Genomic DNA, 17,003 nt, shown 5'->3' on the forward strand with positions numbered 1-17,003 from the left:
ATCCCCAAATGACAGAACCTCACGCAAGCAAGATTGCACAACTTCCAGTTTTCGCCGAAGCGGCTTTACAGTCCTATCCTACCGCAACCCTGTATGTCGTGGCGACACCGATTGGCAATGTCACCGACATAACGCTGCGCGCGCTGCACCTGCTGTCGATTGCCGACGTGATCGCCTGCGAAGATACCCGCAACAGTTCAAAACTGATGAGCCGGTTCGGCTTGTCGGTGCCGATGATCGCCGCCCACCAGCACAACGAGCGCGAAGTGGCCGACAAGCTGATCGCGCGCCTGCTCAAGGGCGAGCGGGTGGCGCTGATCTCCGACGCCGGCACGCCGGCCGTGTCCGACCCGGGCGCGCGCATCGTCGACGCGGTGCTGGCGGCCGGCCTGCGCGTGCTGCCGCTGCCGGGCCCGTCGGCCGCGATCACCGCCTTGTCTGCCAGCGGCCTGGTCAATGACCGGTTCTCGTTCATCGGTTTCTTGCCAGCCAAGGCCAAGCAGCGCGAGAACATGCTGCGCGGCCTGCTGACCGAAAGCGCCACCATGGTGTTCTACGAGGCGCCGCACCGCATTCTCGACTGCGTCGGCGCGCTGGCGGAGGTGTTCGAGCCGACCCGGCAGGTGGTGTTCGCGCGCGAGCTGACCAAGCTGTTCGAAGAAATCCACCGCTGCCCGTTGTCGGACGCGATTGCCTGGGTGAAGGCCGATGCCAACCGCGAGCGCGGCGAATTCGTCGTGCTGCTCGAAGGCGCGGCCGAGAGCAGCGACGCCCAGCAAGTCGAAGCCGAGCGCGTGTTGAACATCCTGCTGTCCGAATGCACGGTCAAGCAGGCGGCCAGCCTTGCCGCCCAGATCACCGGCATGAAGAAAAACGCGCTGTACGACCGCGCGCTGGAAATCAAGGGCCAGCAGGACTGACGGCAAGCCGCACTGTCGCCGCCTTGCACGGTCTAACCGAGGCGCAGGCGGCGGCGGGAAGCCCGGCAGCAGTGGCAAAATCGGGGGCCACGGTTGCAGGCGTCCGGGCGCCACCTGCGTACCTGCATTACCACTTGCAGCCGCTGTCCTTCTTGTCCATCAGCAGGATCAGCGGCGCCAGCAGGCCTCCCGGTATCCCATCCTTGCAGTCGCGCCGCTTGGCGCCGGCGATGGCGCGCGCCATCTTGGTCTCGGTTGCGTACGGTTTGGGCGGAATCTGGCCAACCGCGGTGCCGGCCTTGGCGGGATCGGGGTCGTCCGCCATCTCGCGCGCCATGCGCAGCGCGGCGTCGCGGTCGAAGCGCTTGCCGCCGGCCGGGTCCTTCCGGGGCTCGACCGAAAACACAGCGTCTGGTTCGGCTTGCGCTGGGCTTGGATCGGGGATCGCGATCAGTTCGGTGGCGCGGGCAGGCTTGTCGCGCCCGGCGGTACTGGCCGTTTGTGGCCTCTCCTTGACTGGTTTTGGACGCGCCTTGCTGGTTTCGGGCGCGGGTTGCGGCGTTGGCTTGGGCTCGGGCGACGGCGGGCGCAGCCACACGGCAATGGTGGTGCTGGCGGGTTGGCTGTCCAGCACAGGGCTGGCAGGCTGCTGGTGACGCCAGGCGAACAGCAACGCCGCATGCAGGGCCAGCGAGACCCCGATGCCTACGGCGAGCCGGTACGGGCGCTTCGGCGCCCAACTGCCGGCTGGATTCGGTGCTGTATTCGCGTTCACTGGCTTCCCATTCGTCGCAGCGTCATATGGTGCCATGGATGCTTTTCTGCCAATAGCGCGCTTACAAATTCTTATATTTGCGGCTTGGGCAAGGCCCGGCGTTGGCGTCGTCCCCGCGTCGGGGAGCTATATTTTCATACCCCCTTGACGGCTGCTGAGCCAACCGTTATTATCTTGCCTCTTCGGAGTGTGGCGCAGTCCGGTAGCGCACCTGGTTTGGGACCAGGGGGTCCAAGGTTCGAATCCTTGTACTCCGACCAGTTTTCAGCATGCAGGCTGACGAGTTTATTCTCGTCGGCCTGTTTTGTTTTGTGCGGCAACTTCTTATATCGCCTGCCAGCCGCGCACGCCGCCCGCGACGCGGAACGATTGCTGCGGCGCACTCATTCGTGACAAGCCTGAGCAAGTGCAAGCCGTGCTCCCCCGCCGCTTGATCTATCTCGGCGTCAACTTTCTTCGCGGCAAATATCATCACCCTGCGTGATTCGCCAACCGCTTGCGAGGAAACCATGATCCAGACAGCACGACACTTCGCCGCCGCCGCCGTCCTGTGCCTGATGGCGCTGCCGGCGGCGGCAACGCCGATCAACATCGTCCGCAACCCGGGGTTCGAGCAAGGAACGGCGTTCTGGAACTCCGCCTTTTTCGTCATCGGCAACGATCCGCTGTGGGCCCATACCGACCCCGGCATGGCGCGCACCAGCTGCACCGGGCTGCACTGCGTCGATTCGCTGATGTCAGGCGCTTATATCAGCCAGCTGCTGCCCACGGTCGCGGGAGCCGAGTACGATCTCAGCTTCTGGATCCGCAGCTTCAAGGGCAAGGGCCAGTATTCGGTGTTCTGGGATGGGGTGCTGCTGGACGATATTTTGCTGGCGGCGAACGGCCCGATGTCGCAGGCGACGTTTTCCGGCCTGTACGCGAGCGCCAACGCGACGCTGCTGGAGATCCACGGCCGCAATGACGCGCACTCGATCTCATTTGACGACTTCAACGTCGTCACGGCGAAGCTGTCCGATATCCCGGCCAGCGTGCCGCCGCCGGACCAGGTTTTTCAAGTCAATGAACCGGCCACGTTCGCGCTGGTGCTGGCCGGCCTCGCGCTCGCTGGCCTGTCGCGCCGGCGCTAGTTATCCGGCGCGCTTGGCGATCAGCGCATTGCCCGCGCGGCTGGCGCCCTTGCGGCCGAGGTGCTGCGAGATGAAATGGCCGGCGTCGACCACCATGTCGATGTCGATGCCGGTCTCGATCCCCAGCCCGTTCATCAGGAACAGCACATCCTCGGTAGCCACGTTGCCGGTGGCGCCCTTGGCGTACGGACAGCCGCCCAACCCAGAGACCGAGGAGTGGAAGATCGACACGCCCACTTCAAGGCTGGCGTAGATGTTGGCCAGCGCCTGGCCGTAGGTATCGTGGAAGTGGCCGGAGATGCGGTCGACATGGAACTCCTGCGCCGCCACCTGCATCACCGCCTGGGTCTTGCGCGCGGTCGACACGCCGATGGTGTCGGCGATGTCGATCTCGTCGCAGCCCAGGTCGCGCATGCGCCGCACCACGTCGGCCACCGCGTCGAGCGGCACCTCGCCCTGGTATGGGCAGCCGAACGCGCAGCTGATGCTGCCGCGCAGGCGCAGGCCGTTATCCTTGGCTGCTTTGGCGACGCTTTCAAAGCGCGCGATCGATTCCGCGATCGAGCAGTTGATGTTCTTTTGCGAGAACGCCTCGGATGCCGATCCGAAGATCACCACCTCGTCGGCGCGGCTGGCCAGCGCGGCCTCGAAGCCCTGCATGTTGGGCGTCAGCGCGGAGTAGATGGTGCCCTCGCGGCGCGTGATATTGGCCATCACCTCGGCGCTGGTCGCCATCTGCGGCACCCATTTCGGCGACACGAACGACGCCGCCTCGATATTGCTGAAGCCTGCGCGCGACAGGCGGTTCACCAGCTCGACCTTGACGTCGGCCGGCACAGCTTCCTTTTCGTTCTGCAGGCCGTCGCGCGGACCGACTTCAATGATCTTTACCTTCTTCGGCAGTTCTGGCTGGGTGCTCATATTCGTCCTCGTCTCAATAACCTCGGGTGCGGTCGACTACGTCGGCCACAGGCTCGCCGTTCTCCAGCGCGCGGATCTTGCCGGCCATCTGGCGGATGCTTTCGGTACGGATCGTCAGCGCCGAGATGTGCGGCGTGATGCCGATGCGCGGCTCATCCCAGAACGGATGAGCTGCCGGCAGCGGCTCTTCGCTAAACACATCGAGCGCGGCGCCGGCGATATGCCCCGATCTTACCAGTGCCAGCAAATCGGGCTCGGCCACGTGGCCGCCGCGCGCGACGTTGATCAGGTAAGCGCCCTGCGGCAGCAGCGACAGGCGCGCACGGTCCAGCAGATTGTGGGTGTCGGGCGTCAGCGGCAGCATGCACACCAGCACCCGCGTCCCGGACAGGAACTCGCCCAGACTCTCGGCGCCGCTGAAGCACTGCACGCCATCGACCTGCTTGGGCGAGCGGCTCCAGCCCCGCACCGGGAAGCCGAACGGCAGCAACGCATCGATGACGCCCATGCCCAGCACGCCCATGCCCATCACACCGATTGAAAAATCCTCCTTGCGGTGCTGAGCGAGCTGCGCCCAGGTGCCGCTGCGGGCCTGTTGTTCATAGTCGTCGAAACGGCGGAAATAGCGCAGGACGAAGTACGTCACGTACTCCGCCATTTGTATCGCCATGCCGGCGTCGCCCAGGCGGATGATCGGCACAGGCGGCAGCGCGTCGCCGTATTTGAGGATGGCGTCGGCGCCGGCGCCGGTCAGGAAGATCGCCTTGACCTGCGCCAGTTCGGCCAGCAGGGCTTCGGGCGGCATCCACAGCACCGCGTAATCGCACGGTGCGATGCTGGCGCCTTCCTGCCACACCACGACTTCCGCTTCCGGAAGCAGCTCGGCGAAGTCGCGAACCCAGGGCTCGGTGACGCCGTCGGCGCGGTGCAGAAGGATGCGCATGGCGCTTACGCGGCCTTGAAGGCCAGCAGCGGCGCGCCGTCGGAGACCTGGTCGCCGACCGCGTACAGCACTTCCTCGACCAGCCCGTCGGATGGCGCGGCGATGGTGTGCTCCATCTTCATCGCTTCCATGATCACCAGCGCGTCGCCCTTCTTGACTTCCTGGCCGGCCTTGGCCAGCACCGCGACCACCTTGCCTGGCATCGGCGCGGTCAGGCGGCCGCCGGTGGCTTCGGTTTCGCCGGCATGCGCCATCGGGTCGTTGTAGGCCAGCGTGAAGTGGCGCCCGCCGGTGAAGACGTGGAATACGTCGCCGTCGCGGCGCACGTTGCCGTGGATCGAGGTGGCGCCGAGCTTGATCGACACTTCCGAGCCCGCGCGGGCGGTGACGGAGAGGTCGGCGTCGACACCGCCCACGTCAAGGTGCCAGCCGCCCGGATGGTAGGTCAGGCCGACCGCGTAGGCCTTGGTGTCGGTGGCGGCGCTGTAGTCGTCGCTGAACGAGAGCTGGCGCTGGTAGGCGCTGTTCAGGCGCCAGCCGCGTGCATTGCCCCAAGGGTCGTCCGGGTTGGCCGATGCGGCCGCCGACTTGTGGGTTTCTTCGCCGATCAGCGCCACGGCCGCAAGTGCCAGCGCGCCCACTGGGGCGGCGCGCGAACGCGGGAACAAAGTGTCGGCATTACGTTCGATCAGGCCGGTATCGAGGTCGGCGCTGGAAAACGCCGCGCCTTCGACCAGCCGCTTGAGGAAGGCAATGTTGGTCGCCAGGCCGACGATCTGGAATTCCGCCAGCGCCTGCGACATGCGTGCCAGCGCCTGGTTGCGGTCCGCTCCCCAGACGATCAGCTTGGCGATCATCGGATCGTAGAACGGCGAAATCGCATCGCCCTCGCGTACGCCCGAATCGATACGCACCGCCGCTGGCGCGCCTCCCGGCGTACCGCCAAGCTCAAACGACACGGCGCCCGGCGTATCCATGTGGCGCAGCGTGCCGATCGACGGCAGGAAGCCCTTCTCAGGGTTCTCCGCATAGATGCGCGCTTCGATCGAGTGGCCGTTGATCGCCAGTTCGTCCTGGGTTTTCGGCAGCGGCTGGCCGGCTGCCACGCGCAGCTGCCATTCCACCAGGTCGGTACCGGTGATCATTTCGGTGACCGGGTGCTCGACCTGCAGGCGGGTGTTCATCTCCATGAAGTAGAACGAACCGTCCTGGTTGGCGATGAATTCAACGGTACCGGCACCGACGTAGCCTACCGCCTTCGCCGCGGCTACCGCGGCCTCGCCCATTTCGTTGCGGCGCTTGGCCGACATGCCCGGCGCAGGCGCTTCTTCCAGCACTTTCTGGTGGCGGCGCTGCACCGAGCAGTCGCGCTCGTGCAGGTAGACGCAATTGCCATGGGTATCGGCGAACACCTGGATCTCGATGTGGCGCGGGCGGGTCAGGTATTTTTCAGCCAGCACCTTGTCGTCGCCGAAGGAGCTGATCGCCTCGCGCTTGCACGAGTCCAGTGCCGCCTTGAAGTCTTCCGCGCGCTCGATCACGCGCATGCCCTTGCCGCCGCCGCCGGCGCTGGCCTTGAGCAGCACCGGGTAGCCGATGCGGTCGGCCTGTTCCTGCAAGAAGTCCGCTTCCTGGCGCTCGCCATGGTAGCCCGGCACCAGCGGCACATTCGCCGTTTCCATCAGCGACTTGGCGGCCGACTTCGATCCCATCGCGCGCATCGCCGAGCCCGGAGGGCCGATGAACACCAGGCCCGCTTCGGCACAGGCGTCGGCGAATTCGGCGTTCTCCGACAGGAAGCCGTAGCCCGGGTGGATCGCCTGCGCGCCGGTCGCCATCGCGACGGCGATGATGCGCTCGCCCACCAGGTAGCTTTCCTTGGCCGCCGCGGGCCCGATCAGCACGGCCTCATCGCATACCGCCACGTGCTTCGAGTTGGCATCGGCCTCCGAATACACGGCGACTGTCTTGATGCCCATGCGGCGCGCGGTCGCGGCAACCCGGCAAGCGATTTCGCCGCGGTTGGCGATGAGGATTTTTGTGAACATGTGGTATCCGATCGGTTTTTATACAGTTATTGGATTAGCCGCCGCAGCTTGCCTTCGGCGCGGAGTCGAGGGTAGCGGCGCGGGTTACCAGGCCAAGCTTGTTCAGCAGCGCGCGGTCGTCCTCGGCTTCCGGGTTGTCGGTCGTGAGCAGCTTGTCGCCGTAGAAGATCGAATTGGCGCCAGCCAGGAAGCACATCGACTGCACCGCTTCGCCCATCTGGCGACGGCCTGCGGACAGGCGCACGCGCGCCTGCGGCATGGTGATGCGCGCAACGGCGATGGTGCGCACAAATTCAAACGGGTCCAGCGGGTCGAGGCCGTGCAGCGGCGTGCCTTCCACCTGCACCAGGTGGTTGACCGGCACCGATTCCGGATACGGGTTCAGGTTGGCCAGCTGGGCGATCAGGCCGGCGCGCTGCTGGCGCGATTCGCCCATGCCGACGATGCCGCCGCAGCAGACCTTCAGGCCCGCGTTGCGCACCTGGCCCAGCGTGTCCAGGCGGTCCTGGTATTCGCGGGTCGAGATCACGTTGTTGTAGAACTCTGGCGCGGTGTCGAGGTTGTGGTTGTAGAAGTCGAGGCCGGCCTTCTTCAGGCGTTGGGCCTGGCCTTCTTCGAGCATGCCGAGGGTCGCGCAGGTTTCGAGGCCAAGCGCCTTTACTTCGCGCACCATCTCTTCGACCTTCTCCATGTCGCGCTCTTTCGGGCTGCGCCATGCGGCGCCCATGCAGAATCGGGTGGCGCCGTTGGCCTTGGCCTGGCGCGCCGCGTCGAGCACCGTCTCGATGCCGAGGATTTTCTTGGCTTCGACGCCGGTGTCGTAGCGTGCCGCCTGCGGGCAGTAGCTGCAGTCTTCCTCGCAGCCGCCGGTCTTGATCGACAACAGCGTCGCCAGTTCGACATCGCCAGCCGGGAAGTTCGCGCGGTGCACGGTCTGGGCGCGGAACATCAGGTCGTTGAACGGCAGCTCGAACAGCGCCAGCACGTCGGCCAGCGGCCAGGTTGCTTCTTTTGGCAGGCCGATCGGGTCCGCTGGCGGATGGAAGGAGACGGCGGTTACTTGGGTCATTGTGATTCCTTGTTCGTGGTTCAGTCGCGCACGGGCGGCCAGCCTGGCATGCCCGCGAGTTCGATAAAATCAGCGGCCGCTGCGGCCGTCGGATTCGATAGGTGAGGCACGCACCCCAGCATTGGCGCTGGAATACGTCGTGCAAGTGCTTCAAGATTCTCGTCAAAGTACGCCATGTCGGGATCGACCTCGTTGGCCACCCAGCCCGCCAGCACCAGGCCGCGCGCGACGATCGCTTCGATCGTCAGCAGCGTGTGGCTGATGCAGCCAAGGCGCATGCCCACCACCAGGATCACCGGCAGGTTGAGCTGTTGGGCCATGTCGGCGCTGTCGAAATCATCCGAAAACGGGACGACGAAACCGCCGACCCCTTCCACCACGACGGCATCGGCGGCAGCGGCGATTTCGGCATACGCGGCGATGATCGGCACCGGCGTGATGTCGACGCCGTCGAGCTTTGCCGCAATGTGCGGTGCGCACGCTTCGCGCAGCAGGAACGGGGTGGTGATGCTCGATAACAGGTGCACGTTGCCGGCCGCTGCCAGCATGTCGGCGTCGTCGTTATGCAGTTCGCCGTCGCGCATCTCGGCGCCCGCCGCCACCGGCTTCATGCCGCAGGCGCGCACGCCGTTCGACACCAGCTTGTGCAGCAGGGCTGCCGATACCAGCGTTTTGCCGATCTCGGTATCGGTGCCGGTAACGAAGCAGCAGAAGCGCGACGGCAACCGCTCATGTGCGGGCGCCGGTTCGGCTTCGGCCACCAGCACCGGTTTGGTGGAAGCTACCGTTTCAAGCGGATCATTGAGACTCATCCCATGTCCTTTCCATTTCGTTGAGCGCACCGGCCAGCAGCGCGACTTCGTCGAGCGTGTGGGCTGCCGACAGCGTGATGCGCAGGCGCGCGGTATCCACAGGCACGGTGGGCGGGCGGATCGCAGCCACCCACAGTCCGCGCTGGTACAAGCCTGCGCCAATGCGCATGGCTTCGTCGTTCCTGCCGATGATAACTGGCTGGATGGCGGTCGTCGACACGGGACGTTCCCAGCGCGACAGCCGCAGATCGGCGTCGAGCCGGGCAATCAGCGCTTGCAGGTGGGCGCGGCGCTCGGCGCCCTCGCCGCCACCGATGATATCCAGGCTGGCAAGCAGCGCATGCGCCAGCGCCGGCGGGGCGGCGGTGGTGAAGATGTAAGGGCGGGCCTTCTGGATCATCAGCTCGATGACGCTGGCGTGGGCAGCGACGAATGCGCCGCCGACGCCGGCCGCCTTGCCGAGCGTGCCCATATAAACCAGGTTGGGCGACTTCAGGCCGAAGTGTTCGAGCGCGCCGCGTCCGTGCTGGCCGAGCGTGCCGAAACCGTGCGCGTCGTCGATCACCAGCCATGCGCCGTGCTTCTCGCACAGCGCCAGCATCTGCGGCAGCGGCGCCAGGTCGCCATCCATGCTGAAGACGCTGTCGGTGACCACCAGCTTGGTGCTGGCGCGGCTGGCCTCCAGCAGCGCGGCGAGCGCTTCGACGTCAGCATGCTGATATACCTTGACGCTGGCGCGTGCAAGGCGGGCGCCGTCGATCAGCGACGCATGGTTCAGCGACTCCGAAAAAATCTCGGCATCGGCATCGGCGCCCAGCGCAGTGAGCATCGCCAGGTTGGCCATGTAGCCGGTGCAGAACGACAGCGCGCGTGCCGATTCAAGGTGCGGGCTGAGGAAGTCGGCCAGGCGCTCTTCAAGCACGTCATGCGCGCGGGTGTGACCGCTGATCAGGTGCGATGCCCCGCTGCCGGCGCCGTAAAGCGATGCGCCTTCGCGCAGTGCTTCGATCACCAGCGGATGCGCCGCCAGGCCAAGATAGTCGTTGCTGCAGAACGCCAGCATCGGGCGGCCATCGACCACCAGCCTCGGTGCCGACGGCGTATCGACGACGCGGCGGCGGCGCGTCAGGCTCTGCTCGTCGAGCGCCTTCAGCTTCCGGTCAAGGGATGCGATCAGTTCCATGGTCAGCCTGCAATCACGGACTCGAACACGGTACGCGTGCGCGCCGCCAGTCCGTCGATCTCGCCGTCGTTCAGCACGTACGGCGGCATCAGGTACACGGTGCCGCCGATCGGGCGCAGCAGCAGTTCGTTTTCCACCGCGCTGGCAAAGAAGCGGCGCGAGAAGGTGGAAGCGCGCCCGGCGTCCGGCTCGATCGCGTCAAACGCCCAGATCATTCCGCGCTGGCGGAAGTTCTTCACGCGCTCATGGTTGGCGAGCGGCGCCAGCGCGGCCGTCAGGCGTTCGGCGCGAACGCGGTTGCGGTTCAATACGTCGTCTTCGCTGAAGATCGCCAAGGTCGCCAGCGCAGCGCGGCAGGCCAGCGGATTGCCGGTGTACGAGTGCGAGTGCAAGAAGCCGCGGCGCACATCGGTACTGTAGAAGGCCTGGTAGACCTGTTCGCGGGTCAGTACCAGCGACAACGGCAGGTAGCCGCCGCTGATGCCTTTGGAAAGGCACAGGAAGTCGGGCCAGATGCCAGCCTGTTCGCAGGCGAAGAAGGTGCCGGTGCGCCCGCAGCCCACGGCGATTTCGTCGAGGATCATGTGCACCTGGTGGCGGTCGCACAGCTCGCGCACCAGCGTCAGGTACAGCGGGTCGTGCATTGCCATGCCGCCGGCGCACTGCACCAGCGGCTCGATGATGATGGCGGCGATCTTGCCGGCGCGTTCTTCGAACAGGCGCTGCACGTCCGCGGCCGCGCGCCTCGCCACGTCCTGCGCGGTTTCGCCTTCGCGGGCGTTGCGCGCATCCGGCGAAGCGACGGTGCGGGCGGCGCGCAGCAGCGGGCCGTAGGCGTCCTTGAACAGCGCGACATCGGTAACGGCCAGCGCGCCGATGGTCTCGCCGTGGTAGCTGCCTTCCAGGCAGACGAACTCCTGCTTGTCGGCCTGGCCTCCGTTGCGCCAGGCGTGGAAGCTCATCTTCAGCGCGATCTCCACCGCCGATGCGCCGTCCGAGGCATAGAACGCGTGGCCGAGCACATTGCCGGTCATGTCGGAGAGCTGCTCCGACAACTGGACCACAGGTTCGTGCGTAAACCCGGCCAGCATCGCGTGCTCCAGCATGTCCAGCTGGTCTTTCAATGCGGCGTTGATGCGCGGGTTGGCGTGGCCGAACAGGTTGACCCACCAGGAGCTGATCGCATCGAGATAGCGCTTGCCGTCATGGTCGTACAGCCACGCGCCGCGGCCGTGGCTGACCGGGATCAGTGGCACGGTTTCGTGGTGCTGCATCTGGGTGCATGGGTGCCAGACACTCTTCAGGCTACGGGCGACCCAATCTTGTGACATGCGTGATTCCAATCAGTTCAGCCAGGACGGTTTGCGTTTGTCGAGGAACGACGCGACGCCCTCGCGGCCTTCCGGCGACGAGCGGATCTGCGCGATGCGCTCGGCGGTATCAAGCACCAGCGCGTCGGTGACCGGCTTGCCGGCGATATCGCGCACCAGCACCTTGGCCTCGGCAACCGCGTTCGGGCTGTTGGTGACGAGCGCCTTGACGATGGCGGCGACCTGCTCATCGAGCTTGTCGGCGGCCACCACCTGGTGCGCGAAGCCGATGCGGTGCGCTTCCTGCGCGCCGAAGCGTTCCGCGGTCAGGAAGTAGCGGCGCGCGGCGTTCTCGCCCATCGCCTTGATCACGTAGGGAGAAATGGTTGCCGGGATCAGGCCAAGCTTCACTTCGGACAGGCAGAAGTTTGCTTCCTCGACCGCGACGACGATGTCGCATGCGGCCACCAGGCCCATGCCACCGGCGTAGCAGTCGCCCTGCACCTTGGCGACGACCGGCTTCGGGCACAGGTAGATCGTGCGCAGCATGTCGGCCAGGCGGGTGGCGTCATCGAGGTTTTCGGCGTGCGAATAGCCCGCCATCTTCTTCATCCAGTTCAGGTCAGCGCCAGCGCAGAAAGCCACGCCATTGGCGGCGAGGACAATCGCGCGCACGTCGTCGCGGCGGCCCAGTTCATCGAAGGCCAGCGCCAGCTCGGTGATGGTGGTCTCGTTGAACGCGTTGCGCACGTCCGGGCGGTTAAGCGTGACGGTGGCGACGCGGTTGTCGACCGCGACGTCGAGGGTTTGATGCGTATTCAAGGTGCTCTCCTTACATCCGGAAGACGCCGAACTTCGTCTCCGGGATTTCGGCGTTCAGCGCTGCCGACAGGCCCAGGCCCAGCACCATGCGGGTGTCGGCCGGATCGATCACGCCGTCGTCCCACAGGCGCGCGGTGGCGTAGTAAGGGTGGCCCTGGTGCTCGTACTGGTCCTTGATCGGCTGCTTGAACGCCGCTTCTTCCTCGGCGCTCCACTGGCCGCCCTTGCCTTCGATGCCGTCGCGCTTGACGGTAGCGAGCACCGACGCGGCCTGGTCGCCACCCATCACCGAGATGCGCGCGTTTGGCCACATCCACATGAAGCGCGGCGAAAACGCGCGGCCGCACATGCCGTAGTTACCGGCGCCGAAGCTGCCGCCGATGATGACGGTGAACTTCGGCACGGCAGCGGTGGCCACTGCCGTCACCATCTTGGCGCCGTTGCGGGCGATGCCCTCGTTTTCGTATTTGCGCCCGACCATGAAGCCGGTGATATTTTGCAGGAACACCAGCGGGATCTTGCGCTGGCAGCACAGCTCGATGAAGTGGGTGCCCTTGAGCGCCGATTCCGAGAACAGGATGCCGTTGTTGGCGATGATGCCGACCTTGACCCCGTAGATATGGGCGAAGCCGCACACCAGCGTGGTGCCGTAGCGCGCCTTGAACTCGTCGAACTCGCTGCCGTCGACGATGCGCGCGATGACTTCGCGGACATCGAAAGGCTTGCGGGTGTCGACCGGGATCACGCCATACAGTTCTTCGGCGGCGTACTTCGGCTCGCTTGACTCGCGCAGCGCCATCTGCTGCGGCTTGGTGCGGTTCAGGTTGGAGACGATGGTGCGCGCCAGCGACAGCGCGTGCAGGTCGTTCTGGGCCAGGTGGTCGACCACGCCGGACAGGCGCGTGTGGACGTCGCCGCCGCCCAGGTCTTCGGCCGTGACCACTTCGCCGGTAGCCGCCTTCACCAGTGGCGGGCCGCCCAGGAAGATGGTGCCCTGTTCCTTGACGATGATCGACTCGTCGCTCATGGCCGGCACGTAGGCGCCGCCGGCGGTGCACGACCCCATCACCACGGCGATCTGCGGGATGCCCTTGGCCGACAGATTGGCCTGGTTGTAGAAGATGCGGCCGAAGTGGTCGCGGTCGGGGAACACGTCGTCCTGGTTCGGCAGGTTGGCGCCGCCCGAATCGACCAGGTAGATGCACGGCAGGTTGTTCTGGTCGGCGATCTCCTGCGCGCGCAGGTGCTTCTTGACCGTCATCGGGTAGTAGGTGCCGCCCTTGACGGTGGCGTCGTTACAGACGATCACGCACTCCTGGCCGGCCACCCGGCCGATGCCGGTGATGATGCCGGCCGCAGGGGCGGCGTTGTCGTACATCTCGTAGGCCGCCAGTTGCGACAGCTCGAGGAAGGGCGTGCCGGGATCAAGCAGCATCTGCACGCGGTCGCGCGGCAGCAATTTGCCGCGTGCGACGTGCTTGGCGCTGGCGGCAGCGCCGCCGCCAGCGGACGCCGCCGCCACTTTGGCGCGCAGGTCGTCGACGATGCGCTGCATCGCAGCGGCGTTCGCTTTGAAGTCGTCACCGCGCGGATTGAGTTTGCTGTCGATATGGGGCATTGCGATCCTTTTCTGACCTGCGTCTTATTCGGGGAAACTGCCGTCAAGGTAATACCAGCGCGGCACATCGCCGCCGGCGGCCTCGCGCACGAAGCGGCTGACCTCATGCAAGCGGTGGGCGCGCCCGCCGATCTTGTAGCGGGCGACAAATTCCACAGTGTCGGCCTGTTCTGTATTTACTTTACGTTGACGTAAACGTAAAGCAGATTTTACCTCAAGTCCCAGCCAGTGCAATCTTTCGTTTTCATTGACGATGGGTTCCGCGGGGCGGGTGCTGGGGTGCCAGGTCGCGCGCAGATAGCTCTCGTTGCCGAGGGTATAGGCGGTGTAGCGCGAGCGCATCAGTGCTTCAGCGGTCTGGGGGACCGCCGCACCGGACAGATACGGCCCGCAGCAGCTGGCAAATGACGGGCCGCCGCAGGGGCAGGACGCTGATATTTTTGGCATGGCGACATTATCCGCCATTACGTCAGTGTTGACACCCGGTACGACTCATTCGGGCGGCGCCGGCACGATGATGGGTTCGGCTGGCTTCTGGCCGGTAGCGCGGTTGAGCAGGACGGTGACGAGCCACAGCGCCACGCCGATGCCCAGCAGGACGCCGGCAACCTTGTACTGGACCTGATCGCGCCCGGTCCATGGACCCGCGAGAAAAGCGCAGCACAGCGCGCCGAGCAAGGGCAGGAAGACCGGGGTCTTGAAATGCTGATGCGCGACTGGATCGCGCCGCAGCACCAGCACGGCGACGTTTACCACGGCGAACACGCACAGCAACAGCAAGGCGGTGGTGCCGCCCAGCGCGGGTACCTCGCCGACAAAGGTGATCAGGCCGAACGCCAGCAGCGTTGTGAACAGGATTGCAATATAGGGCGTGCGCCGCTTGAGATGGACCTTGCCGAAGAGCGGTGGCAGCACGTGCACATTGCTCATGCCATACAACAGGCGGCTGGCCATCAGCATATTGATCAGGGCGCTGTTGGCGACCGCGAACATGGTGATGATGCCAAACACCCACAGCGGAAAGTCGGGCGCCCCGGCGGCAACCACCTGCAGCAGGGGAGTCTCGCCCTCGCCGAGCTTATCGGCGGGCACGAGGGTGATGGCGGCCACCGACACGGCGACATAGATCACGCCGGTGATCACCAGTCCGGCCAGCAGCACTTTCGGGAAGTGGCGCACCGGGTCCTTGCACTCCTCGGCCATGTTAACGGAATCCTCGAAGCCGACCATGGCGAAGAACGCCAGCGTGGTACCGGCGATCACCGGCCAGAACATACCGCCGTCGTCGGCCCGTTTGAACTCGAGGGCGCGCGCGACGTCGCCTTCGCCGGCGGAGATCGCCATCAGGCCGATGACGACGATGATCAGCAGGCCGCTCAGTTCGACGCAGGTGAGGACGACATTGAACTTGACGCTCTCGCTCACCCCGCGAAAGTTAATCGCGGCCACCGCGGCCATGAAGACCAGCCCGGCCACGGTGATGCCGATGCCGGCCAGGTTCAGATCGAAGGCGTTCGACATGTTTGCCGCGAACGCCCGCGACGCCGTCGACGCCGAGGTAATGCCCGAGCACATGACGGCGAAGGCGACGATGAAGGTAATAAAGTGGACGCCGAAGGCTTTGTGGGTGTACAACGCGGCGCCGGCCGCCCGCGGGTACTTGGTCACCAGTTCGAGATAGCTGAACGCGGTCATCAGCGCGACGGCGAACGCCACGAGGAAAGGCAGCCACACCACACCGCCGACTTGCTTGGCGACCTGGCCGGTGAGTGCGTAGATGCCGGTGCCGAGAATGTCGCCGACGATAAACAGCAACAGCAGCCCGGGGCCCATGACGCGGCGAAGACTCGGCTGGCCCGGCTGAGCTTCGGCAGAGGAAGGAGTACTCACTAAGGCTCCCGGCATCAATTGATCAAGTACAGAATACGTTTAGCCGCCGTCGCATTCAATCAGCCGAATCTGAACCACCGCAGCCCAAAGTTGACCGCATGAATTCTTCCAAAATCGGGGACAGACCGGGGCGCGCAGACCACCATTTTGTGAAGTCTTCCAAAATCGGGGACAGACCACCATTTTGGAATGTTCCAAAATGGTGGTCTGTCCCCGATTTTGGAACATTGGATTTGGAACATCTCTCTTTTCTTGTTAGAGCGTCAGGCCGGCGAGGGGGATCGGGGCGGGTTTGCCGCTGATCAGGTCGGCCAGGATGCTGGCGGTGCCGCAGGCGAACGTGAAGCCAAGCGGGCCGTGGCCGACGTTGAGCCAGAGGTTCGGATATTTGGTCGCGCCGACGATCGGGGCGCTGTTCGGCGTGGCCGGCCGCAGGCCTGCCCAGGTTTCAATGTGGTCGTAGTCGGCCGCGCGCGGCATCGTCGCGCGTACTTGCCGCGTCAGCCCGGCAATGCGCCTGGCGTTGATCGTGGTGTCTTCGCCGACCATGTCGACCATCGCCGCCACCCGCAGCTTGTCGCCGATGCGCGCGTACAGTACCTTGCGCTCGAAGTCGGTCACGCTTACTTCCGGGGCGCGGTCGGTGGCGCGGATCGGCGCCGTCAGGCTGTAGCCCTTGAGCGGGTACAGCGGCAGGTAGATGCCGGCGCTGTCGGCCAGCGTGCGGCTCTGGATGCCGGCGGCCAGCACGTAGCTGTCGGCCGAGAGCTTGCCGGCGGTGGTGTCGAGCCCGGTCACCTTGCCGTTTTCAATCATGAAGCCGTTCGCCGCGCCGTGGATCACGCCGCGAAAGCGCGGGCTGGCGGCGAGCCGGTCTTCGAGCGCACGGCAGAAGGCGTGGCAGTCGGCCACCGCTTCGCCACTGTTGAAGATGCCGCCGGCCAGCACGCCTTCGGCGTCGGCCAGCGCCGGTTCGCGCGCCACGCATTCGGCCGGCGAGAGCACCTGGCGCGATTCTTCCGAGTCGGGACGGCCGACCGCGGCGTCGAACACGCCGCGCGAGCGGTACACCACCAGCTTGCCGGCGTCGCGCCAGGAAAAATCGTCCAGCGGCAGCGCGACTTCGAGCTCGCCCATCTTCTTGCGGCTCAGCTCTCCGAGCTTGAGCAGCCGGGCGGTGGTTGTGGCGTTGGCGCCGGCCGTGCAGTTGGCCAGGAAGCTGGCCAGCCAGCGCCATTGGCGCAGGTCGGCTTCGGGACGGAAGCGCAGCGGGCCGTCGTCTTGCATCAGCCATTGCAGCGCCTTGAGCGGCACACCGGCATCGGCCAGCGGGGCGACGTAACGGTAGCTGAGCTGGCCGCCATTGCGGTAGCTCGCGGCGGTGCCGACCGCATTTTCGCGTTCCAGCAGCGTGACGGCATAGCCGGCCTCCAGCAGCCACCAGGCTGACGTGAGGCCAACGACACCGCCACCGATTACGATCACATGCTGCATTTCCGGCCCAGTAGTTACAATTTAGTGCATGAGCTTAGGCGCTGGCCCTTGTTCGAGCCAATGAATGT

Annotated in this window: 15 protein-coding genes and 1 tRNA gene; 3 read left to right on the forward strand and 13 right to left on the reverse strand. The window is 65.5% G+C overall.

The features are described from left to right. Nucleotides 1-8: 8 nt before the first annotated feature. On the forward strand, nt 9-920 hold the full coding sequence (gene rsmI / locus I4X03_RS03430; RefSeq protein ID WP_223465651.1) for a 16S rRNA (cytidine(1402)-2'-O)-methyltransferase: 912 nt from the start codon (nt 9-11) through the stop codon (nt 918-920). Between the two features lie 127 nt (nt 921-1,047). Here rsmI and I4X03_RS03435 read toward each other — a convergent pair whose 3' ends face one another. Then, nucleotides 1,048-1,695 (reverse strand): hypothetical protein, encoded by a 648-nt coding sequence (locus I4X03_RS03435; protein ID WP_223465653.1) that lies wholly within the window; start codon nt 1,693-1,695, stop codon nt 1,048-1,050. 183 nt (nt 1,696-1,878) lie between these two features. Here I4X03_RS03435 and I4X03_RS03440 point away from each other — a divergent pair. Both I4X03_RS03440 and I4X03_RS03445 read left to right on the forward strand, forming a co-directional pair. Then, a tRNA-Pro gene (locus I4X03_RS03440) sits at nt 1,879-1,955 on the forward strand. 249 nt (nt 1,956-2,204) lie between these two features. After that, a complete protein-coding gene (locus tag I4X03_RS03445; RefSeq protein WP_223465655.1) occupies nt 2,205-2,825 on the forward strand; it encodes a PEP-CTERM sorting domain-containing protein in 621 nt (206 codons plus the stop codon). Here I4X03_RS03445 and I4X03_RS03450 read toward each other — a convergent pair whose 3' ends face one another. The 12 genes from I4X03_RS03450 to I4X03_RS03505 form a co-directional block, all read right to left on the reverse strand. Beyond that, nucleotides 2,826-3,746: a hydroxymethylglutaryl-CoA lyase gene (locus tag I4X03_RS03450; protein WP_223465657.1), complete on the reverse strand. Its 921-nt coding sequence runs from the start codon at nt 3,744-3,746 to the stop codon at nt 2,826-2,828. Between the two features lie 13 nt (nt 3,747-3,759). Next, a complete protein-coding gene (locus tag I4X03_RS03455; RefSeq protein ID WP_223465659.1) occupies nt 3,760-4,689 on the reverse strand; it encodes a 2-hydroxyacid dehydrogenase in 930 nt (309 codons plus the stop codon). Nucleotides 4,690-4,694: 5 nt separating this feature from the next. Further along, complete coding sequence (locus I4X03_RS03460; protein ID WP_223465660.1) at nt 4,695-6,737, reverse strand: acetyl/propionyl/methylcrotonyl-CoA carboxylase subunit alpha; 2,043 nt, start codon at nt 6,735-6,737, stop codon at nt 4,695-4,697. Between the two features lie 34 nt (nt 6,738-6,771). Beyond that, entirely contained in the window at nt 6,772-7,806 is a 1,035-nt protein-coding gene (bioB, locus tag I4X03_RS03465) for a biotin synthase BioB (protein ID WP_223465662.1), read from the reverse strand. A 20-nt stretch (nt 7,807-7,826) separates the two neighbouring features. Then, the gene (bioD, locus tag I4X03_RS03470) at nt 7,827-8,618 is read right to left on the reverse strand and encodes a dethiobiotin synthase (RefSeq protein ID WP_223465663.1); all 792 of its coding nucleotides are present in this window, start codon (nt 8,616-8,618) and stop codon (nt 7,827-7,829) included. Continuing rightward, nucleotides 8,605-9,801, reverse strand: a complete 1,197-nt coding sequence (gene bioF / locus I4X03_RS03475) for an 8-amino-7-oxononanoate synthase (protein ID WP_223465664.1) — start codon at nt 9,799-9,801, stop codon at nt 8,605-8,607. The genes bioD and bioF overlap by 14 nt, the downstream gene beginning before the upstream one ends. 2 nt (nt 9,802-9,803) lie before the next feature. Beyond that, the gene (bioA, locus tag I4X03_RS03480; protein WP_223465665.1) at nt 9,804-11,132 is read right to left on the reverse strand and encodes an adenosylmethionine--8-amino-7-oxononanoate transaminase; all 1,329 of its coding nucleotides are present in this window, start codon (nt 11,130-11,132) and stop codon (nt 9,804-9,806) included. A 12-nt stretch (nt 11,133-11,144) separates the two neighbouring features. Further along, entirely contained in the window at nt 11,145-11,933 is a 789-nt protein-coding gene (locus tag I4X03_RS03485) for an enoyl-CoA hydratase/isomerase family protein (protein WP_223465666.1), read from the reverse strand. Nucleotides 11,934-11,943: 10 nt separating this feature from the next. Continuing rightward, nucleotides 11,944-13,551, reverse strand: coding sequence for a carboxyl transferase domain-containing protein (locus I4X03_RS03490; protein WP_223465667.1), 1,608 nt, complete (start codon nt 13,549-13,551; stop codon nt 11,944-11,946). Nucleotides 13,552-13,575: 24 nt separating this feature from the next. Further along, nucleotides 13,576-14,016: a YchJ family protein gene (locus tag I4X03_RS03495; RefSeq protein WP_370660477.1), complete on the reverse strand. Its 441-nt coding sequence runs from the start codon at nt 14,014-14,016 to the stop codon at nt 13,576-13,578. A gap of 27 nt (nt 14,017-14,043) precedes the next feature. After that, entirely contained in the window at nt 14,044-15,441 is a 1,398-nt protein-coding gene (locus tag I4X03_RS03500; protein WP_223465669.1) for an APC family permease, read from the reverse strand. 255 nt (nt 15,442-15,696) lie between these two features. Further along, nucleotides 15,697-16,935: a D-amino acid dehydrogenase gene (locus I4X03_RS03505; RefSeq protein WP_223465670.1), complete on the reverse strand. Its 1,239-nt coding sequence runs from the start codon at nt 16,933-16,935 to the stop codon at nt 15,697-15,699. Nucleotides 16,936-17,003: the final 68 nt, after the last annotated feature.

The sequence above is a fragment of the Massilia soli genome (genome assembly GCF_016809835.1).
In the GTDB taxonomy this organism is placed as follows: Bacteria; Pseudomonadota; Gammaproteobacteria; order Burkholderiales; family Burkholderiaceae_D; genus Telluria_A; species Telluria_A soli.

Bases quoted from the DNA above. Each gene is read 5' to 3' on its own strand.
- rsmI (WP_223465651.1), top strand. From the start codon at position 9: ATGACAGAACCTCACGCAAGCAAGATTGCACAACTTCCAGTTTTCGCC.
- I4X03_RS03445 (WP_223465655.1), top strand. From the start codon at position 2,205: ATGATCCAGACAGCACGACACTTCGCCGCCGCCGCCGTCCTGTGCCTG.
- I4X03_RS03450 (WP_223465657.1), bottom strand. From the start codon at position 3,746: ATGAGCACCCAGCCAGAACTGCCGAAGAAGGTAAAGATCATTGAAGTC.
- I4X03_RS03455 (WP_223465659.1), bottom strand. From the start codon at position 4,689: ATGCGCATCCTTCTGCACCGCGCCGACGGCGTCACCGAGCCCTGGGTT.
- I4X03_RS03460 (WP_223465660.1), bottom strand. From the start codon at position 6,737: ATGTTCACAAAAATCCTCATCGCCAACCGCGGCGAAATCGCTTGCCGG.
- bioB (WP_223465662.1), bottom strand. From the start codon at position 7,806: ATGACCCAAGTAACCGCCGTCTCCTTCCATCCGCCAGCGGACCCGATC.
- bioD (WP_223465663.1), bottom strand. From the start codon at position 8,618: ATGAGTCTCAATGATCCGCTTGAAACGGTAGCTTCCACCAAACCGGTG.
- bioF (WP_223465664.1), bottom strand. From the start codon at position 9,801: ATGGAACTGATCGCATCCCTTGACCGGAAGCTGAAGGCGCTCGACGAG.
- bioA (WP_223465665.1), bottom strand. From the start codon at position 11,132: ATGTCACAAGATTGGGTCGCCCGTAGCCTGAAGAGTGTCTGGCACCCA.
- I4X03_RS03490 (WP_223465667.1), bottom strand. From the start codon at position 13,551: ATGCCCCATATCGACAGCAAACTCAATCCGCGCGGTGACGACTTCAAA.
- I4X03_RS03495 (WP_370660477.1), bottom strand. From the start codon at position 14,016: ATGGCGGATAATGTCGCCATGCCAAAAATATCAGCGTCCTGCCCCTGC.
- I4X03_RS03505 (WP_223465670.1), bottom strand. From the start codon at position 16,935: ATGCAGCATGTGATCGTAATCGGTGGCGGTGTCGTTGGCCTCACGTCA.